The 24,607-nt window shown below is 42.3% G+C and carries 22 protein-coding genes and 3 pseudogenes; 7 read left to right on the top strand and 18 right to left on the bottom strand.

Annotated elements, in window-relative coordinates:
* The first annotated feature begins 143 nt into the window (after positions 1-143).
* Positions 144-374, top strand: a complete 231-nt coding sequence (locus AB6E54_RS15885) for a hypothetical protein (protein WP_372106598.1) — start codon at positions 144-146, stop codon at positions 372-374.
* A 164-nt stretch (positions 375-538) separates the two neighbouring features.
* Here AB6E54_RS15885 and AB6E54_RS15880 read toward each other — a convergent pair whose 3' ends face one another.
* Positions 539-1,135, bottom strand: coding sequence for a tyrosine-type recombinase/integrase (locus AB6E54_RS15880; RefSeq protein WP_372106602.1), 597 nt, complete (start codon positions 1,133-1,135; stop codon positions 539-541).
* 1,218 nt (positions 1,136-2,353) lie between these two features.
* Between AB6E54_RS15880 and AB6E54_RS15875 the strand changes: the two genes are divergently transcribed.
* Positions 2,354-2,827: a GNAT family N-acetyltransferase gene (locus AB6E54_RS15875; RefSeq protein WP_004734802.1), complete on the top strand. Its 474-nt coding sequence runs from the start codon at positions 2,354-2,356 to the stop codon at positions 2,825-2,827.
* A gap of 491 nt (positions 2,828-3,318) precedes the next feature.
* Here the strand turns inward: AB6E54_RS15875 and AB6E54_RS15870 are convergent, their stop codons facing one another.
* Both AB6E54_RS15870 and AB6E54_RS15865 read right to left on the bottom strand, forming a co-directional pair.
* Positions 3,319-4,323: a metal-dependent hydrolase gene (locus AB6E54_RS15870; RefSeq protein WP_102429252.1), complete on the bottom strand. Its 1,005-nt coding sequence runs from the start codon at positions 4,321-4,323 to the stop codon at positions 3,319-3,321.
* Positions 4,324-4,549: 226 nt separating this feature from the next.
* Complete coding sequence (locus AB6E54_RS15865) at positions 4,550-5,359, bottom strand: sulfite exporter TauE/SafE family protein (protein WP_372106169.1); 810 nt, start codon at positions 5,357-5,359, stop codon at positions 4,550-4,552.
* A gap of 343 nt (positions 5,360-5,702) precedes the next feature.
* Here AB6E54_RS15865 and AB6E54_RS15860 point away from each other — a divergent pair, with 343 nt between their 5' ends.
* Positions 5,703-6,680, top strand: coding sequence for a DUF1852 domain-containing protein (locus tag AB6E54_RS15860; RefSeq protein WP_372106168.1), 978 nt, complete (start codon positions 5,703-5,705; stop codon positions 6,678-6,680).
* Between the two features lie 45 nt (positions 6,681-6,725).
* Positions 6,726-7,754 carry a methionine synthase gene (locus tag AB6E54_RS15855; RefSeq protein ID WP_017062410.1) on the top strand — a complete coding sequence of 343 codons (1,029 nt, stop codon included), beginning with the start codon at positions 6,726-6,728 and terminating at the stop codon, positions 7,752-7,754.
* Between the two features lie 211 nt (positions 7,755-7,965).
* On the opposite strand, the gene AB6E54_RS15850 is transcribed toward AB6E54_RS15855, so the two are convergent.
* The 12 genes and pseudogenes from AB6E54_RS15850 to AB6E54_RS15795 all read right to left on the bottom strand — a co-directional run bounded on the left by AB6E54_RS15850 (position 7,966) and on the right by AB6E54_RS15795 (position 17,367).
* Complete coding sequence (locus tag AB6E54_RS15850; protein WP_017062409.1) at positions 7,966-8,367, bottom strand: hypothetical protein; 402 nt, start codon at positions 8,365-8,367, stop codon at positions 7,966-7,968.
* Entirely contained in the window at positions 8,360-8,809 is a 450-nt protein-coding gene (locus tag AB6E54_RS15845; RefSeq protein ID WP_372106167.1) for a GNAT family N-acetyltransferase, read from the bottom strand. Before AB6E54_RS15845 ends, AB6E54_RS15850 begins: the two co-directional genes overlap by 8 nt.
* 69 nt (positions 8,810-8,878) lie before the next feature.
* On the bottom strand, positions 8,879-9,379 hold the full coding sequence (locus AB6E54_RS15840; RefSeq protein ID WP_102332143.1) for a hypothetical protein: 501 nt from the start codon (positions 9,377-9,379) through the stop codon (positions 8,879-8,881).
* A 61-nt stretch (positions 9,380-9,440) separates the two neighbouring features.
* On the bottom strand, positions 9,441-9,881 hold the full coding sequence (locus AB6E54_RS15835) for a hypothetical protein (RefSeq protein WP_372106166.1): 441 nt from the start codon (positions 9,879-9,881) through the stop codon (positions 9,441-9,443).
* A gap of 200 nt (positions 9,882-10,081) precedes the next feature.
* Positions 10,082-10,582, bottom strand: coding sequence for an opioid growth factor receptor-related protein (locus tag AB6E54_RS15830; protein ID WP_372106165.1), 501 nt, complete (start codon positions 10,580-10,582; stop codon positions 10,082-10,084).
* A gap of 467 nt (positions 10,583-11,049) precedes the next feature.
* Positions 11,050-11,523: a response regulator gene (locus AB6E54_RS15825; protein WP_102326563.1), complete on the bottom strand. Its 474-nt coding sequence runs from the start codon at positions 11,521-11,523 to the stop codon at positions 11,050-11,052.
* Positions 11,510-12,865 (bottom strand): ATP-binding protein, encoded by a 1,356-nt coding sequence (locus tag AB6E54_RS15820; protein ID WP_372168944.1) that lies wholly within the window; start codon positions 12,863-12,865, stop codon positions 11,510-11,512. The genes AB6E54_RS15825 and AB6E54_RS15820 overlap by 14 nt, the downstream gene beginning before the upstream one ends.
* A gap of 6 nt (positions 12,866-12,871) precedes the next feature.
* On the bottom strand, positions 12,872-14,290 hold the full coding sequence (locus AB6E54_RS15815) for a DASS family sodium-coupled anion symporter (protein WP_061017792.1): 1,419 nt from the start codon (positions 14,288-14,290) through the stop codon (positions 12,872-12,874).
* 240 nt (positions 14,291-14,530) lie between these two features.
* A pseudogene (locus tag AB6E54_RS15810) lies at positions 14,531-14,742 on the bottom strand (hypothetical protein); the annotation flags it as partial.
* Between the two features lie 141 nt (positions 14,743-14,883).
* Complete coding sequence (panB, locus tag AB6E54_RS15805) at positions 14,884-15,648, bottom strand: 3-methyl-2-oxobutanoate hydroxymethyltransferase (RefSeq protein WP_102543475.1); 765 nt, start codon at positions 15,646-15,648, stop codon at positions 14,884-14,886.
* Positions 15,649-15,950: 302 nt separating this feature from the next.
* Positions 15,951-16,868: a hypothetical protein gene (locus AB6E54_RS15800; RefSeq protein ID WP_280599812.1), complete on the bottom strand. Its 918-nt coding sequence runs from the start codon at positions 16,866-16,868 to the stop codon at positions 15,951-15,953.
* 355 nt (positions 16,869-17,223) lie between these two features.
* The gene (locus AB6E54_RS15795) at positions 17,224-17,367 is read right to left on the bottom strand and encodes a hypothetical protein (protein WP_280599814.1); all 144 of its coding nucleotides are present in this window, start codon (positions 17,365-17,367) and stop codon (positions 17,224-17,226) included.
* Positions 17,368-17,921: 554 nt separating this feature from the next.
* Between AB6E54_RS15795 and AB6E54_RS15790 the strand changes: the two genes are divergently transcribed.
* A complete protein-coding gene (locus tag AB6E54_RS15790; RefSeq protein ID WP_372106163.1) occupies positions 17,922-19,745 on the top strand; it encodes a M4 family metallopeptidase in 1,824 nt (607 codons plus the stop codon).
* Positions 19,746-20,068: 323 nt separating this feature from the next.
* Entirely contained in the window at positions 20,069-21,280 is a 1,212-nt protein-coding gene (locus AB6E54_RS15785; RefSeq protein WP_108109883.1) for a DUF3103 domain-containing protein, read from the top strand.
* A gap of 92 nt (positions 21,281-21,372) precedes the next feature.
* On the opposite strand, the gene AB6E54_RS15780 is transcribed toward AB6E54_RS15785, so the two are convergent.
* Both AB6E54_RS15780 and AB6E54_RS15775 read right to left on the bottom strand, forming a co-directional pair.
* Positions 21,373-21,690, bottom strand: a complete 318-nt coding sequence (locus tag AB6E54_RS15780) for a Dabb family protein (RefSeq protein ID WP_372106162.1) — start codon at positions 21,688-21,690, stop codon at positions 21,373-21,375.
* Between the two features lie 214 nt (positions 21,691-21,904).
* Positions 21,905-22,144, bottom strand: a pseudogene (locus tag AB6E54_RS15775) (hypothetical protein).
* Between the two features lie 81 nt (positions 22,145-22,225).
* Here AB6E54_RS15775 and AB6E54_RS15770 point away from each other — a divergent pair.
* Positions 22,226-22,336: pseudogene (locus AB6E54_RS15770) on the top strand (LysR family transcriptional regulator); the annotation flags it as partial.
* A 127-nt stretch (positions 22,337-22,463) separates the two neighbouring features.
* Here AB6E54_RS15770 and tnaA read toward each other — a convergent pair.
* A complete protein-coding gene (gene tnaA / locus AB6E54_RS15765; RefSeq protein ID WP_102394496.1) occupies positions 22,464-23,936 on the bottom strand; it encodes a tryptophanase in 1,473 nt (490 codons plus the stop codon).
* Between the last annotated feature and the right edge of the window lie 671 nt (positions 23,937-24,607).

Here is a 24,607-nt window from a genome sequence, read left to right as displayed (position 1 = left end):
AAAAAGTCGCCGTTAGTTTTTGTGACAACATCGAAATAAGACCACTATTAGAGAGTGGGATCTCTTATCGAATCATTACCTTAGGAAAAAATGAGAAAGTAGAAAGCCTTAACGTCATTTCTCTAGCTAAGTGCTCTAATTAAATGCCTAGCTGTCGAATGGATAAAAGCCAATACGAGTTGTTCAATGTACTCAATGACACTATTTTATTGAGGTTTGACCGTCTTACGCCTTGGGAAAAAAACTTTATCACAGAGTTACACCATAAGGTCGTAACTAGACAACTCATTTCAATTAAACAAAAACAGCTTGCTTTAAAAATTTCAATGAAAGCCTATAAATCAAAGAAGAAAAACGCGCGTTCCAACGTTTAATTTAAGCTTGTGTATACCTAATCTGTTCAAGGTCCTCTAAACTTTGGACAGATTAGTAGTATTTGCACTTAACGTATTGAAAATAATCAAGTGTAGCGGTGAATGGGTAACAACTTTCAGCGTAATAGCAATTGAAACACCTAAGTATTTAGGTTCCTTTTTGATTAACACTCAGTACCTTCTGAAAGCAACAATGCATCTTCTAATTCAACCCCAAGATAGCGGATTGTATTATCTACCTTGGTATGACCAAGTAGTAGCTGCACCGCTCGGATATTTTTCGTTTTTGCGTAGACTAACGTCGCTTTTGTTCGCCTCATCGAGTGAGTGCCATACAAGTTAGGATCCAACCCCAGATTAGAAGCCCATCTCCTCACTAAGTATCGATAGTACGAATAGCTAATCGGTTGTTGCTTTCGCCTTTGGCTTGGGAAAATAAAATTGCTGTCATGTAGCGAAGCCATCAAAATCCATTTCATTAGACTCTGTTGAGTTCTTGTCGTTATCTCAAATTGAACTTCAATATCTGTTTTGCGCTGGATATGCTTAACGCGGTTAAATATCCTATCTTGCGAAGATACATCGCAAACTCTGAGAACGAGCAAATCACTTGCTCTAAGTTTGCTATCAATAACTAAGTTGAGCAACGCAAGCTGCATCAAATTATTTTCAATTTCTAATCTGGTTCTGATCCGCCAAATTTCCTCAAGCCGAAAAGGCTTTTTGACGCCACTTCGTTTCGTTTTGTTGAAAACTACCATGATGACCTCCTTTTTAATTTGGTCATCACGATTGTAGTTGGAAGGAAATGGACAAAAGCGTGTCAGTGATTTTACTAATTTAGTAAACAATGAATTACTACAAGTATATAAAGTCGTTTAATCAACTTCCATGAGTGATGTCAATCTGAGTGATATGTCGGCCAAGCACAGCATTTTTGTGAATCGTTGTATTTTTATCACAGGTTTATCCAATACAGTCCCGCTTTAGACGTAAGAAGCTACGCTGCTATCAATTCATTAGGAGCAACATCTTATGACTATTAGATAAAACCGACATTAACGTTGAACTTTATGAAAACAATACATCAAGGTTTGAACTGGCAACTTAATAAATACGCTTTCATTATGTAATGATTTTACTTACAAAGTCATACTGTCATAGACAAAAGATTCCGCAATAATACGTCAAATGGTATGAGTTAAAACTTATATGGCGGTTCGTATCATTGGTGTTAAGTTTGGCTACACCAATTACGCAAACTAAAAAAATAGTGCAGAAAAGCTTTCGATAACATTAGCTTCAATATTCCAGGGCTGTGTCTATTTTTGCATTGCGATTGGCCATCTTCGATAACATCAAGATGTGGCCTACACTAAAACTTCAGGGTAACCAGCACTCTTTCTTTAACGCTTACCGAACTAGTTGTCCAAATTTAAACAAGTGGACTCGATATGAGAGCAAGTGCGCCTAATGAGAGAGCACTCGTCAATGGAATGAACGTCAGTGTTGAATGCAAAGGCGATAAGATATTGGCCACCATTTTAGCTGATAAGTGATATACAAAATGTAGCTGGCTGAGAACACATTAAAGTTATCTTTAATCACACTCGTCAGCATTCTATCAGGGAGTTTGTTTTGGGTTTTGTGACGGCACTATTGTAAAAATACTATACGTACCCTATTTTTGAATCATCGTGGGCAACGCTTGGAACTAATATTTCTGTCATGGGGGCAGGCAAAAAGGAAACAATAACTTCCATCATCGTTTTTAATTAAGACATACATATACCTTAATTAAAAAAATTGGCGCGTTCTAATATGCGCCAGATAAAGAGATCTATAAGATACTTGAAGAGTCTATGTTAAAAGACAGGAGCAAAAGCGACATTACCATTTTGATAACTCAAGATTAGCTTATCAAGATCCTTACATTGGCCAGTTACTTTTAATGAAACACCTACCCAAGGTAAATAAGCATGAATAAAATTAGCTTTTTAAAAATAAACAATACCATTATCAATGACATTATTGATCTCTCAGTGGAAGAGTCTCAAAAACAACTCATTGCTAACAACGCAGAGTGGCTTGCAGAAGCCAGTTTTAACGACGATAGTATCAACTATGGTATTTACTTAAACAATAAACCTGCGGGGCTAATCTCTCTGATTGACCCTAGAATACTGGACACACACGATGAACACTTTCAAAAGGAGCATTTATATGTATGGCGCGTCATGATTGACCATCGTTTCCAAGGAAAAGGATTGGGGAGTCAAGCGATTAACTTCAGTAAGAAATACGCTTCCATTACCGGTTTAAAAGGCGTCTCCCTGACCACGATGGATAAAGAAAAAGGCAATGCGCTCTCTATTTATCAAAAGCTTGGTTTTATACCAACGGGCAGAAGACTTGATGATGAAATTGAATTAATTTTTGGCTTAAAGGAATGAGTGGATAAACAAGTCAGATGGTGTGTCTGGGACGGCTATTTGGCCGCCTCATTTTATACTTCAACTGTAAAGGTATTGAAGAGTTCATTCAAAAACGCTGACCCCTCGTGCACTCTCACCTCCCCCCGGTCACAGAGTAACCAACAATCAAATTGACTCTTATTCAGTCTCCGTAACCTTTAAAGATCTTGAATCGCTTCGATGAGCTTTTTGACTGGAGTATGGTCTGACTCTATCCTATTGTCCATACTATCTAAATATGCTGACTACCTAGAGTGAAGAAAGAAAATGTGTCGGGCCTTTTCCTAACCATTAGTTTATGTATTGTAAAAATAGATTGCCGATGTAGTTCACTCATCGAAGTGAACACACAATGGGGCATAAATGAGCTATAGCTTCCCCTAAATTAACAATTCAGAGATAACTAAACGTATGGAAAGTCGCTTAACGTAGCATCCAGTATTGACGGTGCAGATCAGTTTAAAACTAGCTCATTTATCGCCAGTGAGCATACCGAAGAAGATCTGTCTCGACTCTGGCGTGTTGTCTCTATGAGTTTCGTATTTTACATGCGCGTTTGCATCAACTGCTTTTGATAGCTTGATGCTCCATAGTGCTTTCATTTGATTTGGTACAATTGAATATCGGACATCGATAATACGCAGCTCGTCTGTTGGGTCCTGAGCGATATAACCATTTGAAAACCAGCGGAAACGTTCTATGTCTTTGGCTTGTTGAGAGTCCGGGTCAAGCCAAGGTAAATCCCTGCTAACATTCAGCTTCGCAATCGACTCTCCGGGATACGTGCTTACCGATGTGCCAACCCGCACTGCGTCTACATGGTAATGAGCCTCTGTTTCGTACACCACTTTCCAAACCAAGATATTCGCAAAGCTTGGTTTTGCCTCTAATCGAATCGGTGTGTGTTGCCTTTCTTGCGCTAATTGCCACCCAATCGCCTCTGCCCTGTCTCGCTGAATCATCCCTAATGTTGGATAAATTAGCGCCCAAGTAAACGCAACACGCGCTAGCCAAGGCGCTCGTTTTAACGTCGCAAACACAAGCAACACTAGAATGGGAAGCGTATAAACAGGATCGATGATTGATATGGTATTCCAAGAAAAACGCGCGTTGGTGAAAGGCCAAAGTAACTGCGTGCCATAGGTGGTACAAGCGTCTAACAGTGCATGAGTACCATAGCCCAGAGCACAAAACAGCCAACTTTGTTTGAAAGAAAGCCCACGTTTTTTTGCAATCAGGTGATGCAGAACCAAAGCGCAGATCAAACTGCCAATGGGAATAAAGAAGAGTGAATGGGTAAATTGTCGATGAAATTCCAAAGCCAACAAAGGGTCACTTTGAGACTTAATCAGTGCATCCAAATCTGGTGCTAACCCGGAGAGCAGCCCTAATACCCCAGCAACAACCAAATGTTGTTTTTTGCTTGCCGATTGTGACAAAGAAGCGCCTAACACGCCCTGCGTTAAAGGATCCATAAACCACTCATTGATAGCATTCCGTTGAATCAAACAAGATACATTTAGCTATAGCAGTGAATTGTTCATAACTAAACGGTTTTATCAATATACTCATGTACATAGCTGTATAAGCATAGACCGATAAACAAAAAAAGAGCAGTTATGAAACTGCCCTTTTCTAATTATTGGTGGTTGATCAATTTATTCGTTTTTGTTCTATATATTCACACTGAACGATCTTTAATTAACGCGCCACCATGCTTGCCGCGATAACCACTAGCAGTACTGAGAAGATTTTCTTAATCGTTGGAACCGGTAAATGATTGGTGGCTTTTGCGCCTAAAGGAGCCGTAAACCAAGACGTGCACACAATACCCAGCAGCGCAGGCAGATAAACAAAGCCAGCAAAGCCGTCTGATAGAGCAAAGTGGCTGCTGCCTGAGCTGATGTAACCTATCGAGCCAAACAACGCGATCACAATGCCACAAGCTGAGGCACAACCTATGGCCTTTTTCATATCGACAGAGAAGAACGTTAATAGCGGAACCAGCAATGCACCGCCACCAATGCCTATCATGGCAGACAAGCCACCCGTAATGGTTGTCAGCACCGTTAGCACGCCCTTGTTTGGCAGTTTTCGTTCCTTAGGGGCATCATTTTTACTGCTTAAGAACATCTTGATCGCAATAAGAACCACACTTACAGCGAACACAATACGAACGACTTTTTCCGGCAACAGAGCCGCCATAAAGCCACTAACCAGTGCACCCAGAGCAACACCGAGCATGATCCAAGGCGCCAGATCCCAAGGCACGTTGCCATTCTTGTGGTGAGCAAGTGCAGAAGAAGTTGAGGTGAACAGTATCGATGCCAACGAAGTAGCGATGGCCGCAACAACCACTTGAGCCGCAGGTAGAATCTCTAAGTGAAGTAAAATGCTGCTTAGCACCGGAACAATGATCAGCCCTCCGCCAATCCCCAAAAGCCCGGCAAGAAAACCAACACCACTGCCTAATAATGCACAGTATAAAATCAACAACAGCAATTCACTCATTTCATCCATCTCTTAATTAAATTAATCGTCTTAAATAACACACTATTAATGTGGTTATATTTCCATCAAGCTAATTAATATAACTGACACCGGCTTAAATATTCAAACAGAATAGATCATGAATATTCCTCATGTTCAATGTGAAGTAATACCATTGTTAATGGTGAACCTATCAACGTATAAAAACCTTAAGCGATTAACTTTATACGACATTAATTCTGCTAAGCATTAATGTCAGACAGCATAGCCTTCGATTCTTGATCCGGTCACAAGCAAAAAATAAAAGCCGTTTTAATACTAAAAACCGAGAGAATCAGAAAACAAATTGGGATACCAAATCAGCATGAATAAAGAATTTAATTTTACGATTAAGAGCATTGGCCTCGACGAAAACTACCAGCCTGCAGACAGCACGCGTATCACTACCAACTTTGCTAACCTGGCTCGCGGTGACAACCGTCAAGCGAACTTACGCAATGCACTACAAATGATCGATAACAGTTTCAACGCGTTAGCGCACTGGGATAACCCTAAGGGCGACCGCTACTCTGTTGAGCTTGAAATCATTTCTGTTGATATGGATATTGAAAGCAACGGCGAAGCATTCCCTTCAATTGAAGTGCTGAAAACCAATATTGTAGACCGTAAAACTAACGAGCGTATTGAAGGCATTATCGGAAATAACTTCTCTTCTTATGTTCGAGATTATGACTTTAGCGTACGTCTATTGGATCATAATAAAGGCCAAGATAAATTCAGCATTCCAGAAGATTTTGGTGACTTACACGGTAAGCTTTTTAAATATTTCGTTAACTCTGACGCTTACAAAAAGAACTTTAATAAACGACCTGTTATTTGCTTAAGCGTGTCAGATAATAAAACCTATTACCGCACTGAAAACCAACACCCAGTATTAGGTTTTGAATACCAACCGAATGAGTCTTCTTTAACTGAACAATATTTCAAAAAGATGGGCTTACAGGTTCGTTATTTCATGCCGCCTAACAGTGTTGCACCTTTGGCCTTCTATTTCTTTGGTGATCTGCTGAACGATTACTCTAACCTAGAGCTTATCAGCACCATCAGTACCATGGGTACGTTCCAGAAAATCTACCGACCTGAGATTTACAACGCGAACGCGGTTGCGGGTAACTGTTACCAACCAAACTTGAAAAACTTGGATCACTCGCTGACTCAAATCGTGTACGACCGTGAAGAACGAAGCCAGCTAGCTGTTGAACAAGGTAAATTCGCAGAAGAGAAGTTCATTAAGCCATACCAATCAGTTCTAGAGAACTGGTCGGCAAATTACGCACTTTAATCGTCTATTGCGCTCTCAAACCACCCAAGGATAGGCAATATTATTATGAAAACACTATTACCGACTTCAACAGCGGGCAGCTTGCCGAAACCGTCTTGGCTTGCACAACCAGAGACGCTTTGGTCGCCATGGAAACTTCAAGGCGATGAACTCACAGACGGCAAACAAGATGCGCTGCGTGTCTCTCTGCACGAGCAACAGCAAGCAGGCATTGATATTGTGAGTGACGGCGAACAAACACGTCAACACTTTGTAACGACCTTCATTGAACACCTGAATGGCGTTGATTTTGAAAAGCGTGAAACCGTTAAAATCCGCGACCGTTACGATGCGAGTGTACCGACGGTTGTAGGCCCAGTTTCTCGTCAGAAATCTGTGTTTGTTGAAGATGCGAAGTTCTTACGTCAGCAAACCGACCAACCGATCAAATGGGCTCTGCCGGGGCCTATGACCATGATTGATACACTTTACGATGCGCATTACCAAAGCCGTGAAAAACTGGCGTGGGAATTTGCAAAGATCCTCAACGAAGAAGCCAAAGAACTTGAAGCGGCAGGCGTGGATATTATTCAGTTCGATGAACCTGCGTTTAACGTGTTTTTTGATGAAGTGAACAATTGGGGCATCGCTTGTTTGGAAAGAGCCATTGAAGGGCTTAAGTGCGAAACAGCAGTCCATATTTGTTATGGCTACGGCATTAAAGCGAATACGGATTGGAAAAAGACATTAGGCACCGAGTGGCGCCAATACGAAGAAGTCTTCCCTAAGCTGCAGCAATCGAATATCGACATTATCTCTTTAGAGTGTCACAACTCTCATGTACCTCTTGAGCTGCTTGAGCTCGTACGAGGCAAGAAAGTAATGGTCGGTGCGATTGATGTTGCAACCGATTCGATTGAAACACCGGAAGAAGTGGCTAGCACTCTACGTGAAACACTTAAGTACGTTGATGCCGACAAGCTCTACCCTTGCACCAACTGCGGCATGGCTCCCCTACCTCGCGAGATAGCCTCAGCGAAGCTTAATGCGCTAAGTGCTGGCGCAGAGATCGTTCGTAAAGAGCTTTCAGCGTAACGCTTTCCTAAAGAACAAAAACTATGCCTTTAAGCCTAAGTATCATATTGATGCTTAGGCTTTTTGTTATGTGAGTTAATGAGCTTTACGCGCTGCTTACCAGGTTTTATCTAGGTCTTGAGCATATAAAGAGATCGCTCGTTGGTACTCTTTAATCGCATCGCTATTCGTCGTGGAAACTAAAAGCTCAAGTAACAGCGATGTCGCTTCTTTATGGCGACCTAGTTCGACACGCTAACATACGGCTCCATTCTTCTTTGCTCATTGCGCCTTTAGAAAGGTAAATATTGTGTTTCTGCATTGCACCTTTCGTGTATGAAAGCTTGATGAATGAGCCAATTTCAAACGGAAGAAAGCTACGCTGTAAAGTCACATCACAAGCAACGCCATTTAAACGTACATGACCGTTCGTGATTTCAAACGAGCTATCGCGAAGCTTCCACCACAACATTAGAATTTTTATTAATGGAGGAACACAAATTATCAGCCCTATGGTTAGCAGCGATGAACGATCACCGTCTGATATCCAATAGACAAGACCTAGTGCAATAACAATAAACAGCAACTCTGAAAATAAGTATTTAACAAAATTTAGTTGGATACGGTTATCCATGACACTCTCTCAATGATGACCCTAAAGGCAGCTCCATTTCAACGAGCCCTTTCACTTCAGACAACTGAGTAAAACCTTTTGATTGATAAAGCTTAATGGCGGGGTTCTCACTGAACACGCGCAACACTAACTGAGCCGATGCTTGATTGTTCGCATATTCAATAGCCAAATCGAGACACTTAGAGCCAAAACCTTGACCTTGACAGTCAGCTAATATCTGCAAATCCCTAAGAAACGTTGTACCACCGGCGTAACTGAAGCGGATAACACCAATACGGCTATCTCCCACATAAATTTCATAGTTATCCAGCTCATCCCAGCTGCGTAAAAACTGACTATGACCCCAAGCGATTCCACGAGCTTGGTAGTAACTCGCCATATTCGTTTTAGTGATCGATTCAGCGAACATAGGATCTGAACCTTTGACCAACCTTACTTCCATATTGTGTCCTTTGTTTTCAAATCACATCTGAATACGGCATAGAAAAGTGCCACATATATTGAATCATTTTTAGGTACATTCTGGTTTCACTTCCTCCCATTGTGTATCCCATTCTTCGCCTAACAAATTAGAAAGTTTTTCACAGTCGTATAGATAGCGAAGACTATCTTTACAGTACGAAGTAAGTATTTCAGTTAGCTGAGCAGACGCTTTCTCGTTGTCTTTGAGTTTTCCGTACATCATCAAACCAGTCCTAAAGGTGTCTTGATCGAGGTCAGACGCTTGCTTCGATAACATCCCAAAGGAAATAGCGTTAATAGACAGGGTTAATGCAATCGCATCGCCTTCATCTCCCTCTAATTCACAAGCACTATAACGAGCTAACAAGTTCGATGTTTTAATTAATGGGGCAAGGTCTTTTGTATTGGCATGTTTATAGGTTTCAAAACCTTGCCGCACCGCAGCTTTATGACTGTCTTTAATGCTCACAACATAGTCGGTCAAAACATGTAAGCTCGCATATGCGCCTAGCCCGAAAGCCACAATGAACACGGCGATTAATCTGATCACTTATCTCTCCTAAAAGAACCTTGTGCTGGTTAATTTTAAACGGCGTCTTGTAGTAACAACCCTACTTGCCATCGACCTTTTCTATAAACCAACTCCCTTGGCACGGGCCATTGGTTAAGTGCCATCGGCCGTCAAATCTACTGCTACTGCCATTTGCGGAAAAACGATAATCCCATTGGCGATGTTTAGCATATAAACGTAAGTCGCCGCTTTCCGTCACCCAGCCCTCTAACGGTGTTCCATTGTAGGTAAGCCTTAGGGTAACTTTACCCTCACGAATAGTTCCGTTGATGGTTGTGCGTTCACACATATTATTGCCAGTGGTGTTAATGCGACGGCCTAGCCACTCACCGTCGAAATCGGTAGAAGGAACAAATTGGGGAATATCAGGAAGTTTAGGAAACAACTCGGAATTACTAGACCCGAACCACTGAAGAGCACGACCAACAAGGGAGAAGACAACAAAGCCGATTGACATCGCTATCACAAATCCCTTTTTCATTATCCTCTTCCTAATCAGATGACCTAAAGAAAAGAACCCTAACATAATGAAAAGTAATAACTTACTATCAATTTAATTAATTTTGATATATTCCACAAATTGCATTCAAATGTTGAATATAGAGAAAGCGGCATTGAACGAAAATGCCGCGCATTGAGAATCAATTGTGTGCAGTGCCGGAAGCTCTACATAGAAAAACCCTAACCTTCCAAGGCATTGCGCCAATACTGAACGGTTTTCTCCGACACCAACCCTGTCTCGGTCGCCGCTGATACTAAAAAGTCACATAACCGAGCCGCAACCTCTTCATTACCCAACAAGTACAAACTGCGAATGGCTCGCGTTAACCTTAGCTGGTTATGGTCATGATTCTTTAACCATACGTGATTAGCCGGGCTAAGTGGTAACGATGAAGATATTTCACTCCCGTTTCGCTGCATACCCCAAAACTCAAGCATCAGGTCAAGCACTTGTAGATGAGCTGTGCGGAGCGCTTCTGAATTAGCAAAAAGCACCTTATCTTCTTGAGTAACCAACGGGGCATGTTGATTAAACTTAGTCCCCTCATCTATTGGGAAGAACACTTGAATGTACTTATGGTCATGCTCCAACCAAAAATGATTGTAAGCCAATAACTGTTCTATATTTCGACCAAATTTGTCCGGCGCTTCACCAGATATAAAGCGAGCAATCTCACTCATTTTAAAATCCTACTGACTATAAACCCCCACTTGTGGGCGAATGCATTATTACGCAGTAAGCCGTCAAAAGCCTAGTCCTTTACGTTGTAAGTACCGATTTGGCTTAGAACTCCACGTCCCACGCGTTAGGAATCACTTTTGAATAATTTCGACTTACTTTTCTAACAAACGACACGGGAACTCTGCGACACATTTTAGCTCTGCTGTATGTTCAGGGAATCGTTCCTGAAGAAAACACAATGCATCCGTTGGCGTTGGCGTTGGCGTAGCGTATGAGTTTTAGACTAAAGCCAGCAACCAGTGTGTTAATAACTGAGTACCAAAACCTGAACGACTAAAAGAGGTAGGTAAAATAAGCAGCGAAAGATTACATCTTTCAAAGAAAAACCCTTCAGAAAGCGTCCTTCGGTGCATAGAATTTCAAGCGACTTACACTAGTGAATAATGTAAGTCGCTAACATAAGAGGCTAACGCAAGCGTCTGAACACAACCTGCTGGTCGAGCTCATTCTGATAGTCCGTGTAATCAAGCCCTTGATCAAATATGTACTCAGTGACAAGAGTACGAATGCACTCAACTAATGTGCTTGCTTGCCAAGGCTTTTCAAAGTAACGGTCGATGCCTGCTGCATTAATCGCATTGATGGTATCGGTGTGAGTGGCCTGCCCCGTAAGAAGAATTTTCTTTGTATTCGGAAAGCGGCTGTCATGGAACACTTCAGTGAGTAACTCCACACCCGTTTTCCCTGGCATCACATGATCAGACACGATGACGGTAATGTGTTCGCCTTCTGCGTCAAGTTCATCAATGAGATCAAGCACTTCTTGCGCTGATTCACAATCTTCAATATTCAGCCAACTCGCCAGCGGCTCTAAATCTTGTACCACTGCGCTCAGTACTTCTCTCTGGTCATCGACACAGATTAAATTAAGCTTCTCCATGTTCACCCTCTACTGGTAACTTGATTCTAAATACAGTTTTAGAAGCATCACTTTTCACAATGATACTTCCGCCATAACCCGCCACAATCCGCTTAACGATTGATAAACCCAAGCCCAATCCAAACGATAAACCACCTTTTTTAGTGGTGAAGTTGGGCTGAAATACCTTTCTACGAGTCACCTCGTCTATCTCAGGGCCATTATTCGTGATCGTAACTAATATTCTTTTCTTACTTAATCTGGTTTGAATTTCTATTGCGGCATCGTCTGAATTCGACATTGCATCACAAGCATTCTTTACAATGTTGACCCAAATCTGAACGAGCTCTGTTTTCGAGCCTTTAAAAGTCGGCAAATCTGCAGGGCTCAATCGCACAGAGACTCTACGTAACTCACTTTGTAACAACGATAAGGCATGGTTAATGGAGTCGTTAATATCAACCGCTTCTTCGGTGTCAATATCAATTCTGCCAAGTTGTTTAACCGATTTTACGATGCCAACGGTGTGTCTAGATGCCAAACGTAAATCATGTAAATCACAGCCCATCTGCCAAAAGCGAATCGCTTCTTCTGGGTTTTTCAGCCAATGTTTTGAAATAACGTCTCTTGCAGATAAAGCGTCAATTGGAATCGCCTTTGCAAGAGATCGTGCAATGTTTTTGTCTAAACCATATTTTCTTTCAAATTGTCGCCCACGTGTTCGCGCTTCTGACGACGACGTTTTCTGACCATGCATTAACCCAAAATCGAAAAATTGACTGGCTTCTGGATGCACTTCTTCAAGCAGATCCATGATGACCGTTTCAAGTCGGCCAGATTTACTATTTACTACACCAATAGCGTTGTTAAGTTCATGAGCAATCCCTGCAGCTAATTGACCCAATGTCGTCATTTGCTCAGCAGTATGTAACTTCTCTAACGCTTTTTGTTTCGCTATCGCTTCTTGTGTTGCGCGGCGTTGACGACGCGACAACTCGTTGACGATCACAGGTGTGAACTGTGCGGTAAGAGGGCCAAAGTTACGTTCATCTTCTGCAGGCGTGTCTTTATCGATCCACGCTAACTCAACATCGGTTTTAGCAACAACCGTTGAAGATGCTGTCCAATTACCTGAAAAGAAGCTATGAACGCCTATAAAAGCCCCACTACCCGCGCTAAATACTCGCACTTGCGGTGCATTCGCTTCGGTATAAAAACCTTCCAGTTCTCCACTAAACACATAATATAAACGAGTGTTTAACGCTGATTGTTCAATAATGGTGTTACCGGCACGGCACGTCACCCGACGTTCTGTCTGATTAAAATAACGATCGATAAGTGCTTCTAGCTTTTGTTGATACACGTATCGTTATCCTATGTGACCAATTGAATGTAGCACCCACACCATAACAAAACTCAGTAGCACACCAACCACACCCAAAATAATACCAATTCTGGCCATTTGATTACTTTGCACATGACCAGTGGCATGAGCCAACGCATTCGGTGGCGTACTGATTGGCAGTGACATACCTAATGAAGCGGCAAAAGTCACAACCAGAATTAACGTTAACTCACCGCCTAGTGGCGTGAGTGAAGCCATAGACGAACCTAATGCAGCCATAATTGGCATTAACAAGTTAGCCGTTGCGGTATGAGACATAAAGTTTGCCATTACCAAACACAAGAACGCCGCTCCGAACAACACCACATATGGTGAGTAAGCATCAAACGGAATGCTGTGTACCACGAGCCTTGCTAAGCCTGTTTTATCGAGAGCTAAACCAAGCGCAATACCACCTGATACAAGCCACAGTACGTCCCAAGAAATCTTTTTCAGGTCTTCTTTATTGATGATCCCTGTGAGTGAGAACACAGCGACAGGAATCAGAGCGACGGTGTAAGAGTTCATGCCATGGCTTGAACCCATTAACCAAAGAATGATGGTCAGCGCAAAAGTGACGTACACCGCAATGGCTTTAGGCGTTTTAAGGAATTTACCTTTGATGCTTAGCTCGATTTTCTTTTGGTCAGCTTTGTACATAAAGCCTATTAAAAACCACGCTAACGCCATCATAATCACAACAAACGGCACACCAAATGCCATCCATTCACCGAACGTAATGAGGTTATCGCCAACTAAATATTTAAGTGCGATAGCGTTCGGAGGGGTACCGATCGGAGTACCAATGCCACCGATGTTAGCGGCAACCGGGATACAAAGCGCAAACGCTACACGACCGGGGTCTTTCGGACCAAACACAGCCAGTACCGGCGTTAAAATAGAGAGCATCATTGCCGTTGTTGCCGTGTTAGACATAAACATCGAAAAGATACCAGTGATCAACATTAAGCCGAGCATCACAAACTTTGGGTCTTGTCCAAATGGCTTCAACAACACGCGAGCTAAGTTTACGTCTAATCGATATTTAGTGGCGGCCATTGCTAAGAAGAAACCACCCAAAAACAGCATGATGATTGGGCTAGCGAATGTCGCCATGATATCGCTGTATTTTAACAGCTCACCAAAATGTTCTTCCCCATGCTCAAACCTTAAAAAGATCAGCCCTTTATCCGACAACATCAATAATTGCAGAACGATAATAACAACAGACGTCGCGTAAATAGGGATAGGCTCGAACACCCAGCACAATGCCGCTAACAAAAAGATCGCAATAACGCGTTGTTGAATAATCGTAAGGCCTTCAAATGGAAACGCTGATAGCGGCATGACGAGGATAATGAAAGGAATTAAAATAGGGATAATGTATTTAATATAGGGGCGCATAGCACAAAAACTCTTCCTGAGATAACAACTACTTAGAAATTAGATTTAAAGTTCTAATTTAGTCCGACAACGAATTATCGACCTCTTATCATTATCTCACTATCGGCTAGATCAATGATTACGTAATCGCGATATCCCCTTTTTCGATTCTGTGCGCTACCTCTACGTTTGTGTGTCATTTACTGTTGCTATTAAATTTCGAGAAACAAAAGGCAAACGTTCGCCCCTGCGTGGGAGAACCGTAAACTTTGACGCTTGTAACGTTGCTGAGTACTCACCTAAAACTTCAATCTCAGTTTGGTCTATCAGCTCACTCGTTTTAAGCCACACATTGTTGGTTGTTCTGAAATAGTTATTAAGGTGATTCGTTGCTAAGTAGGCTTTAAGCGAGTGAGGTTGTGGATGCTGGCACTGCTATAAAGTGCCTTTTCCAATAGTTGGTCGCTTGTCATGTTTCCTCCTTGAAACTGACGTTTGGTGAGAGAATCAAGACAGCTCAACACCGAACGTCCAAATACACATCATATGCTTATCGTAATGCACGGAAAAATACCATGCATTACGATTCAACCTAAAGCTATTATCTAAGTGGCCTATTTGCTCAGGTTGTTCGGAAATACGTTCGTTTTGACTTCCGTAGCAAACTCATTTGCTGCGTCAAAGATAGTTTGGCTGCAATGGGCGTACTGTTTTGAAAATGGAGGCCATCGGTTACCTAGCCCGAGCGCATCATTGATGACTAACACCTGCCCATCACAATCGGCTCCCGCACCAATCCCAATTGTAGGAATGCTTATCTCTTGAGTAATCGATTCGCCAAGTGAAGAAGGTATGTGCTCAAGCACCAACATAAAAGCACCCGCTTCTTGAATCGCTTTTGCTTCCTCGCTAACGGTTTGAGCATCTTCAGCAGATTGCCCTACTTTCTTGAAGTTTGTTGCCGTTTGCGGAGTTAACCCCGTGTGGCCAACAACTGGGATATTGTTTGCTACAAGGTGAGCAATAACATCGAGTTTTGCACCTTCCAGTTTTATGCTGTCGGCACCTGCCTGCATCAACCTTTTAGCATTAACTAACGCGACTTCAGGAGAACGATCGGTTAAGTATGGGAGGTCACCAATAATGTGAGTATTTGGAGCACCTCGACGCACTGCCCCTACATGATATTCCATGTGCTCAATGGTCACATCTCGCGTACTGCTAAAGCCCATTTCAACCATGCCGACAGTATCACCAACGAGAATAATAGGTATCCCAGCAGATTCGATACTTGCAGCCACTGGGAATGTATAAGCGGTCAACATCGGAATACGTTGTTTCCCTTTCATTTCCACAAAAGAACTTGGAGTGTGTTTCATGTTCTTGCTCTCATTAAATCATGCGTTATTAAAGCATTGATACTATTAGTTTTAATTGAGCGATGGAAGTAAAAATATAGCGTTGACTAAACGCCCACAAAGTATATTCAATCCAACAAATGCGTTGAGTTAGCGGGCGTTAAAACCTGGGAAAGGGATTGTTACGATGAACTATGAATGCCATAATACCCTGTTAAGGTGTGAACAACGCAATACCGAGGCTACCGCATACCACCTTAAACACTAAACGCAAACCGACAACGCCGAATGTAACAAATCGTGTTGATGTATTTGTTAGGCTTTTATAGTCCGTAGTAACCCATTACTGATTTTTTTATGACGTCCGTAGCTACTGATATTCCAACTTTCCATGTACCATCTTCAGCTTTTTTTAAATTATCAACTAACCATTTTTTCGCTTTATTCCCTAGCGGTTCTTCAGGTGAGCTTGGGGGTTCAGCTTTGACAATAGCTGCCAATTCTTCTGCAGAAGATTTTGTAATGCCTGCGCTCTCCAATTTTTCAGTTAAAAGCTCAGCGTTACCTTGTATGGCATGAACTCCTATGCTTGCGCCATCTCCTGAATTTGATATTTCAGTATAATTACCATAAATGGTTTGGTTAATAATTTTAGTTATTTCTTGGGTATCAATTGATTCATTGGGGGAAGGCGATAAAACTATATCAACTGCAGCTGGTATTGATTTTTCAAGCTCAATGGTTAACTCAAGAGCTCTACTTTTAACCTCATTTTGGATTTGTACTAACGAACTTCGGGATATTGATCCTACAATCTCATTACATGCATAATCTTCATATACTTTCCCTTGAAGTAATAAAATCAAATTAGCACAATCAAGACCTACAGAACCCGAATCTTGTGAACTTTTAATTAAGTCATCAATAGTTGCAATTCCATCAGTCAAACGGCGATGGGTCCATTTATCACTTGCATACTTCTCAATCAACGCCGATGGAATAGGAGCATTTTTAATACCCGAATTAAACGGTCCACTAAACGTCCCCTTAAAAGATACAGCTACAACACGATAATCAGGCAATTCAATATTGTCAGGGTAACCGGACAATTCATATTTAACCCAATCAGCCAACGTATCACTTCCCAAACGAGCAGCAAGCAATCTTAATTTCAACAAAATACTACTTAAATTCGGCTGCTCTGAAATTAGTGAAGCCTGAATTTCTCTTAAAATACTCACTATTTTCTCCTTAAAATCCTAGCGCTTTGTGAAGATGTACGGTACTCAATTTCAAAGCCTTCGAAAACCACCTTAACCACTAAAACCAACGCATAGTAAAAATGCCTCACGTGCCGAATCATTCTGAACAACTAGTTACTTGGGTTCAAGTAGTGAAGAAATATACAATATGAACGTAAAAATTCAGTTACCGCTTTAGGAGGAACACTCTTGCAACTTAGGCTCACTAACCAACCCTCAATAACCACACGATTGATGCAATAGACAGTAGAAGCATCGAGCAGTAAATGAGCATAGAAGATTTCTAGCTCACCTACTGTATAGTCATCAATAACCTAGCAACCGTCATTTTGCTTTAACGGCACTCTTTACACTGGCTTTGATTTGTCACACCACCATCTTTTTGACGGTAACCGAACAGTGTTTCAAGCTCTTTAGTCGTATGAGCAGTTTTACCACATTTAGGGCAACTATGTGGCAAGTTGATCTTTCCAGCCATGTTTCTAATCCTCTTTTGGGAAGTTTGAGAACATATTATACGCAAAAGGTCGAATAATAGAATTGATTGAAATCATGCGACTCAGGTTATTGTAAATATAACAGAAATTAGACAAAACCAAATGAAGAAAACTTGATAATTGTTCTGGCTGGCATTGTTAAAACAAGTTTACTATTGACAATAAAGACAATATTTCCACTTCCAAAAACTGGCTTATTTACTCATTTGTAGTTAAGGTAAAAACAGAGAAATATCGAAATTAACTTAGAGAAATTCATTCTATAAATTAAAACAAAGCGGGTTTTAATAACTCTCGCCCTATCATACGTTTACGATAAATAACAAATTTGCATTTTATAAAAACAATTTGATCAATAAGAGCTTTTGTAAACTTTGAATTACATACCATAAAATTCAATCTCCCTGATAAACTTGTCATAAATCCAAATGCTCTTCCAATCTTGATTCGCAACACATGGCATTAGTGTGTTGCATATAGACTTCCTATAAAGCCGTTGGGAAGAAGGAGTTTATATTAAAATCAGGAACGAAAAATGAACCAACAACGTCAACTAAGCTGGAAAATAGCAGCCATTCTAGGTACGTCTTTCGGCTTTACTGCACACGCTGCAGAAATGGTCAGAGTCGATAATGATGCATTACTACAACAAAGCCTCGTCGCGCAGTCGAAGAGTGTTGCTCCACTTGAATTAGGTTTTTCTGAAGTTAAACGGGTGGTATTGCCCAATGGAAAAACGAAAGTTCGCTACCAACAAACTCACCTAGGTTTACCCGTCTTTGATACTTCGGTCGTGGCCACCCTTTCCAAGAACCAACCCACTCAAGTGTTCGGTTCCATGGCACAGGGGATCAGTGGTGATCTATCCAGCATCGCGCCAAAACTGAATCAGGAACAAGCGATAGAAGCTGCGATCTCCTCTCACCGCACGTTTACCGTCGGCAAAAAGTCGATTGAAAATAAAAACGCGAAACTGATGGTGAGATTGGATGAGAACCAAGTCGCCCAAGTGGTGTATCTGGTCGATTTCTTTATCGCATCCTCTATGCCAGAACGCCCTTTCTACTTTATTGATGCCACGACTGGCGATGTGCTCCAAAAATGGAATGGACTAAACCACGCTAAAGCATTAGGTACTGGCCCAGGTGGCAACCTCAAAACCACTCGATATGAATATGGCAGTGACTTCCCCAGCTTTCCCATCGACAAAACAGGCACAACTTGTACGTTAGAAAATGAATCAGTTAAGACAGTCGATTTGAGAAACGGAACGTCCGGCAGCGCAGCCTACAGCTACAACTGTGCCGACGGAACCAACTACACCGATCATAAATACATTAACGGGGCTTACTCGCCTCTTAACGATGCGCACTATTTTGGTAATGTCGTATTCGATATGTACAAAGAGTGGATGAAGACGTCGCCTTTAACTTTCCAGCTGACGATGCGCGTTCATTACGGTACCGATTATGAAAACGCCTTTTGGAATGGCTCATCCATGACATTTGGGGATGGCAAAAACACCTTTTACCCATTGGTCGATATCAACGTGAGTGCTCACGAGGTTAGCCACGGGTTCACCGAGCAAAACTCCGGCCTTGTGTACCAAAACATGTCGGGCGGTATCAATGAAGCCTTCTCCGATATTGCGGGCGAAGCGGCTGAATACTACTTACGTGGCAGTGTGGATTGGATTGTCGGAAGCGATATATTCAAATCAGAAGGCGGCTTGCGTTACTTTGATCAACCTTCAAAAGATGGTCGTTCGATTGATCACGCCTCGCAATACTCCGATGGCTTGAACGTTCACTTGTCTAGCGGTGTTTACAACCGCGCCTTTTACCTTTTAGCGAACAAATCGGGTTGGAATGTACGTAAGGGCTTTGAAATATTCACGGTCGCAAACCAACTGTATTGGACGGCAAACAGTACCTTTGATGCCGGTGCTTGTGGCGTAGCGAAAGCCGCAGCAGACATGGGTTATGTGGTTGCCGACGTTGAAGATGCTTTTAATACCGTAGGCGTTAATGCAAGTTGTGGTGTAACGCCTCCAACTGGCAATGTGCTGACGAAAGGCACACCAATTACGAACCTAAGCGGGAATCAATCTTCAGAGAGCTTCTACACGTTCACTGTTGATTCTGCATCCAGTGTGACGGTTTCAATGTCTGGAGGTTCCGGCGATGCCGACCTTTACGTGAAATCAGGCAGCAAGCCAACCACATCGAGTTACGACTGCCGACCTTATCGTCCTGGAAACAATGAGCAGTGCAGTGTGAGCGCTCAGCCGGGTGTGACCTATCATGTGTTACTGCGCGGATACTCGAACTACTCTGGCCTAACGTTACGTTTAGATTGAGTTAGAGCAAGCCTCTCAAACAAGTTGTAAATCGAGAACTAGCGGTTAACTGCGAAATAAAAACCTACTCACTTTGAGTAGGTTTTTTATGACGCACCCTAGTAGTTAATAATATTGTAAGTTATTTACTGATACGTCTATTAATTTATAAATATCAAGGTTACTTAGGCATTGTTTTATAAAAACAGTTTAAATTGAGATCCTGTGCTGCACAACGAAACAAAAATAACTGACTAACTTTTGAACACATTCACGTTACTGATAGGTTAATCCTTATAGGGCAAAAGCTCTATTAATGATAAAAATTAAAATAAGGATTATTTATGAGACCATCTATTTCTATCAGTATGGTGCTTGCAACGACAGTGGTTGGCTTCCAGTCTTTTGCGCAAAATATTGAGACAACTGATTCATTAGGTATTGCAGAAAGTAGCGCTGCGCAAAAGCAATCTTTGGCGTTACAAATCAGCGAGCGTTATTCCGTTCTTGAACATTCATTGAAGGCTCAGATCTCAGAAAAGAACTTATCCGCGCCTGTAGATAAATTGAACTCTACTCAGCCCTACTCTGCATTTTCAAGCCGGATGCAGAAAGCGGATCTTGGTTATCGCAAGATGAAAGGGATCAACGACTTCAGCGACTCTGTGTTAGAGGTTCGCATGGCTGATGAAGCGATGATCGAAGCTTGGAAGAATGGTGAAAACCCGCTGTTTGCATTTGAACCATCAGGCGATGATTCGAATTGGCAGTACATTGAAGCGTATGACGTGTACGGACAGGTTCATGAATTAGATGTGTACCAAATGCCAGACGTCCCAGTGTTTGTGGTTGATAGTAACGGCGCAGAAGAGCTCAAAGCAGGCCTAATGGCGATGCAGGCAGAGATGCAAAAGCTGGGTACTACAACGCAAATCAATGCCGTTAGCGATACCAATGCCGACGAGAGTAAACCTCAAAAATCGTCTTTGATGAACAGGGCTCGTCGCTCGATGGCCTTGTCGGAACCTGAGCCGTTGAATACTACACAATTAACCAAAATCCGTTTAGCCGTCGACCAAGAACCTTGGATCTCTGGTAAAGCGGAAATCTACGCTATCGTGACGGGTGTCGATTCAAGTCGTTTAGAGCCCCAAATCGACCTCGTTGAGATGCCTTATCTGGACTACGACAAACAGACGTACTACCCGAACCAGACCGTCATCTTCTGGCCTCGCTACCGTTGGGGCGCTGCAGACATGATCTTAATGGAACACGATGATGGCACAGACTACAAAGCGCTAGCAAAACTCTTGGTTCAAGCCGCAGAAGAGATACTGAAGATGATTCCTGATCCAGAAGTTCAAGGTTATGCGATCATCCCTCAGATCACAGGCAAGATTATCGATGTGATTCCTGATGGTGTATTAGTGAATGATGATGACTTCGTGGATGTGTACTACACCTTAATGCAGAACACACCTTATGTAGACCGTCCGGGCGCAGGCGGAAATGCTGTCGCATCGTTTGCACCAGTCACGATTTCACCAACAGAGTAAGTCGTTTCTTATTTAGTTAGGGCTTAAACGCTAGGCCCTAACTCTTCATTATCGAAGGTAAGTCAAACACAACAGACCTACTCAGAACCTAATTACAGGGAGTAATCAAACACAATGATGTCTTCTAAAAGCGGACGAAACACATCTTTCAGCGCATTATGCTCAGGGTGCGGAAGGTAATTCTGGCGGCCTTCTTCATCGGCGAATGTCATTAACACCGAGTGGGTATAACCTTGATTCTTGTTTTCAGGGCTGTCATTTAATCCCCATTCTACTGAAGTGACCCCTTCAACCTTGTTTGGCATCGCTTCAAACAGCATCTTTAGTTTTTGAACCTCTGAAGCTTCAGCGTTTTCATTAAACTTAATCAGTAGAATATGACGAATCATTCCCGTTTCTTTTTGAGTCATTCCTTGTCCTTTCGAGTCGTTCGCTTACTGGTTTGTAATGCTTAACCAACACCCAATAGCGATCTAAATTAGAGAACAACAAAATGCCAGACGTTACACAACATGCCAAGGCTAGATCGCTAGAGTTTATAAAATACTCCACAACCCAATAACGAAAAATGCTGCACCCGAGGGCGCAGCATTTCTCATGACAATGGTAAGCACATCTTTAACGTTAATCACGACGACCTGTAAGCTGGATCGTTTGGTCTTGATCGACGCTCTTGTGGAATTGGATTCAGCCGTTAGACGCTTCATTTCTTCCTTCAAGCACTGGATCAGATTCAACACGCTCAGCCTTTACTTGATTGCCTTCGCTTCTCATCATATCGAGAGTACTCGCATAAGTACCGTCAGCCGCGAAAGCCGTGTTCATAGACAAAGCCATCAATCCAAGTGCGATTAACTTGTTCATACATCACCTCGTTGTATTTCTAATTCTTTGTTCGTTTGGTATCTGTGTTTTTGTTGGAGTAACTTTAACAATCGAACATGAACCATAGATGTGAGCTATGTGATGAGCTGCCGCCGCTCGCAAAAAGACGCACCTTTGAATCAGTGGTTATTCCAAATGTTGAAGTCTACCCTGAAAAACAAACAAGCGTAGTTCAGCTTTTAACGGGTTAACTACTTAAAGGCTTAACTGCCTAACTCCCCTACCATCCAAAAAAAGAAAAGGCTCCCGAGGGAGCCTTTGATTAGGGTTCTAGTGACTATTCGCTTATGTTTTTATTTTAAAATGCTTCTTCGAGCGTTTGTTCGTTCTTTTTTTCTGTTTGTTTCTCGCTGGTCTCTACCTCTTTCAAGCGCGCAGTGAAGTGTCTTAACACCGGCGGCTCGTAGGTAAAATCGAGCCCTTTCACTTGTCCTGCATTCTCTTTCACTTTTTCGAATGCTTCGATAATGAAGTCCATGTGTGTTTGTGTGTAGGTCGCGCGAGGAATGGTAAGGCGCAACAACTCAGCAGGACATGGGTGTTGTTCACCTGTTGCTGGGTCGCGTCCTTGCAGCAAAGACCCAATCTCAACCGCTCTGATACCCGCGACTTTATAGAGTTCGCACGCCAAAGCATGTGCGGGAAACTGACCAGCCGGGATATGAGGCAGCAATTTACCCGCATCGACAAACGCAGCATGACCGCCTGCTTGCTGGCACACGATGCCCATCGCTTCTAAGCCATCAACAAGGTATTGAACCTGGCCAATACGGTACTCTAACCAATCTTGGCGCATGCCGTCATAAAGGCCAACCGCAAGACGCTCCATCGCGCCACCTTCTAAGCCACCATAGGTTGGGAAGCCCTCTTGCACCACACACAAGGTTCGACACTCTGTGTACACATCCATGAAAGCGTCGTCTTTAAAGCACAACAAGCCGCCCATTTGTACCATGGCATCTTTCTTGGCAGACATAGCTAAACCATCCGCGTATTTGTAAGACTCACGCGTGATCTGTTCGATTGTCCAATCCTGATAACCCGCTTCACGTTGTTGAATGAAGTAGGCATTTTCTGCGTAGCGTGCCGAGTCCATGATCACAGGAATATCGTACTTCTGAGCGATTTCATACACGGCTTTTAGATTGGCGATAGACACTGGCTGTCCACCAGCAGAGTTACAAGTAATGGTGCTCACAATGTAGGGAACATTGGCTGCGCCCGCTTCTAAGATCGCTTCTTCCAGCTTCACCACATCGAAGTTGCCTTTGAAATCCGCGTTCACTGAGGTATCGAACGCTTCTTTGGTATAAACGTTCTTCGCCACACAGCAATTCACTTGGGTGTGGCCTTGTGTTGTATCGAAGAAGTAGTTCGACAAGGCGACCATTTTGCTGCGATCGAGCCCTTTCTCCATTTCACGCTTCTTAATAAGAACCGGAATGTAGATCTGCTCTGCACCGCGTCCTTGGTGTGTTGGAATCGTCAACTCGTAACCGAAGATATCCTTAACCGCATTCGACAATGCGTAGTAACTGCGGCTACCACTGTAAGCTTCATCACCCATTAACATCGCGGCTTGCATACGCTGAGTGATAGATCCTGTTCCGCTGTCTGTCAGTAAGTCGATAAACACATCATCACTGTCGAGCAAAAATGGGTTCATGCCCGCGTCGACAATGGCTTGTTCACGATAGGCGCGAGTTGTTCTTTTTACTGGCTCTACAACACGAATACGAAACGGTTCTGGTAGATGTTTGAAGTTTTCCATAATAATACCTTTCAATACATTCCGATCAGGTCGAAATGTATTTTCTTTAGATGTCACGAGTCCTCACTATTAAATTAATAGTTCCGCATAAAGATACACAGAAAATTAACAGTGAAAATAAACAAATTAAATAATGACTTATTAATCAAACCTAAACAGAGGCTAAGATAATTAGCGAGAACGACAAAAAACGAATACCCTACACGGAATAATAAGTGCGACATTCATACGTTCAAAGGTTATCAAAGCTGCTGATAGGTAAACAAAGCTCGCTGCTTTGCTGGCGCGTGACGCCTAGAGGGTACTACTCTGAAGAAAGGTGGAACGAGAGTTGGTGATCTAAGGTATACCAAGCTAACAAGGTTAGCCAAGTTGTTGATTGCCATTTCAGATACATGTTCACAATATATCCCTACGTTGAAATCAAGATGATCCGAAGTTTAAATATAGTGCAATTGTTTTATAAATACAGCTTAAAAAAGTATAAATGTGATCAATATTTAGAATGATGATTAAATACGATAGCGTGTTATATAAAATGTGAATCACAGCTGTTTATATACTATTAAACTAGTTCAGCGAGAACCTTAATAATATCAAATCCCTTTTGAAATCAACACTTCTCTAATAAGGGGCGAAGATAGCTGTTTTCTAAAAAAGCCATCATCTAA

The sequence above is a fragment of the Vibrio sp. 10N.247.311.49 genome, assembly GCF_041467655.1.
In the GTDB taxonomy this organism is placed as follows: domain Bacteria; phylum Pseudomonadota; class Gammaproteobacteria; order Enterobacterales; family Vibrionaceae; genus Vibrio; species Vibrio crassostreae_C.
Note: the sequence above shows the minus strand (reverse complement) of the source record. Positions and strands in the feature narration are given on the sequence as shown.

Bases quoted from the DNA above. Each gene is read 5' to 3' on its own strand.
- AB6E54_RS15885 (WP_372106598.1), top strand. From the start codon at position 144: ATGCCTAGCTGTCGAATGGATAAAAGCCAATACGAGTTGTTCAATGTA.
- AB6E54_RS15880 (WP_372106602.1), bottom strand. From the start codon at position 1,135: ATGGTAGTTTTCAACAAAACGAAACGAAGTGGCGTCAAAAAGCCTTTT.
- AB6E54_RS15875 (WP_004734802.1), top strand. From the start codon at position 2,354: ATGAATAAAATTAGCTTTTTAAAAATAAACAATACCATTATCAATGAC.
- AB6E54_RS15870 (WP_102429252.1), bottom strand. From the start codon at position 4,323: ATGGATCCTTTAACGCAGGGCGTGTTAGGCGCTTCTTTGTCACAATCG.
- AB6E54_RS15865 (WP_372106169.1), bottom strand. From the start codon at position 5,359: ATGAGTGAATTGCTGTTGTTGATTTTATACTGTGCATTATTAGGCAGT.
- AB6E54_RS15860 (WP_372106168.1), top strand. From the start codon at position 5,703: ATGAATAAAGAATTTAATTTTACGATTAAGAGCATTGGCCTCGACGAA.
- AB6E54_RS15855 (WP_017062410.1), top strand. From the start codon at position 6,726: ATGAAAACACTATTACCGACTTCAACAGCGGGCAGCTTGCCGAAACCG.
- AB6E54_RS15850 (WP_017062409.1), bottom strand. From the start codon at position 8,367: ATGGATAACCGTATCCAACTAAATTTTGTTAAATACTTATTTTCAGAG.
- AB6E54_RS15845 (WP_372106167.1), bottom strand. From the start codon at position 8,809: ATGGAAGTAAGGTTGGTCAAAGGTTCAGATCCTATGTTCGCTGAATCG.
- AB6E54_RS15835 (WP_372106166.1), bottom strand. From the start codon at position 9,881: ATGAAAAAGGGATTTGTGATAGCGATGTCAATCGGCTTTGTTGTCTTC.
- AB6E54_RS15830 (WP_372106165.1), bottom strand. From the start codon at position 10,582: ATGAGTGAGATTGCTCGCTTTATATCTGGTGAAGCGCCGGACAAATTT.
- AB6E54_RS15825 (WP_102326563.1), bottom strand. From the start codon at position 11,523: ATGGAGAAGCTTAATTTAATCTGTGTCGATGACCAGAGAGAAGTACTG.
- AB6E54_RS15815 (WP_061017792.1), bottom strand. From the start codon at position 14,290: ATGCGCCCCTATATTAAATACATTATCCCTATTTTAATTCCTTTCATT.
- panB (WP_102543475.1), bottom strand. From the start codon at position 15,648: ATGAAACACACTCCAAGTTCTTTTGTGGAAATGAAAGGGAAACAACGT.
- AB6E54_RS15795 (WP_280599814.1), bottom strand. From the start codon at position 17,367: ATGGCTGGAAAGATCAACTTGCCACATAGTTGCCCTAAATGTGGTAAA.
- AB6E54_RS15790 (WP_372106163.1), top strand. From the start codon at position 17,922: ATGAACCAACAACGTCAACTAAGCTGGAAAATAGCAGCCATTCTAGGT.
- AB6E54_RS15785 (WP_108109883.1), top strand. From the start codon at position 20,069: ATGAGACCATCTATTTCTATCAGTATGGTGCTTGCAACGACAGTGGTT.
- AB6E54_RS15780 (WP_372106162.1), bottom strand. From the start codon at position 21,690: ATGACTCAAAAAGAAACGGGAATGATTCGTCATATTCTACTGATTAAG.
- tnaA (WP_102394496.1), bottom strand. From the start codon at position 23,936: ATGGAAAACTTCAAACATCTACCAGAACCGTTTCGTATTCGTGTTGTA.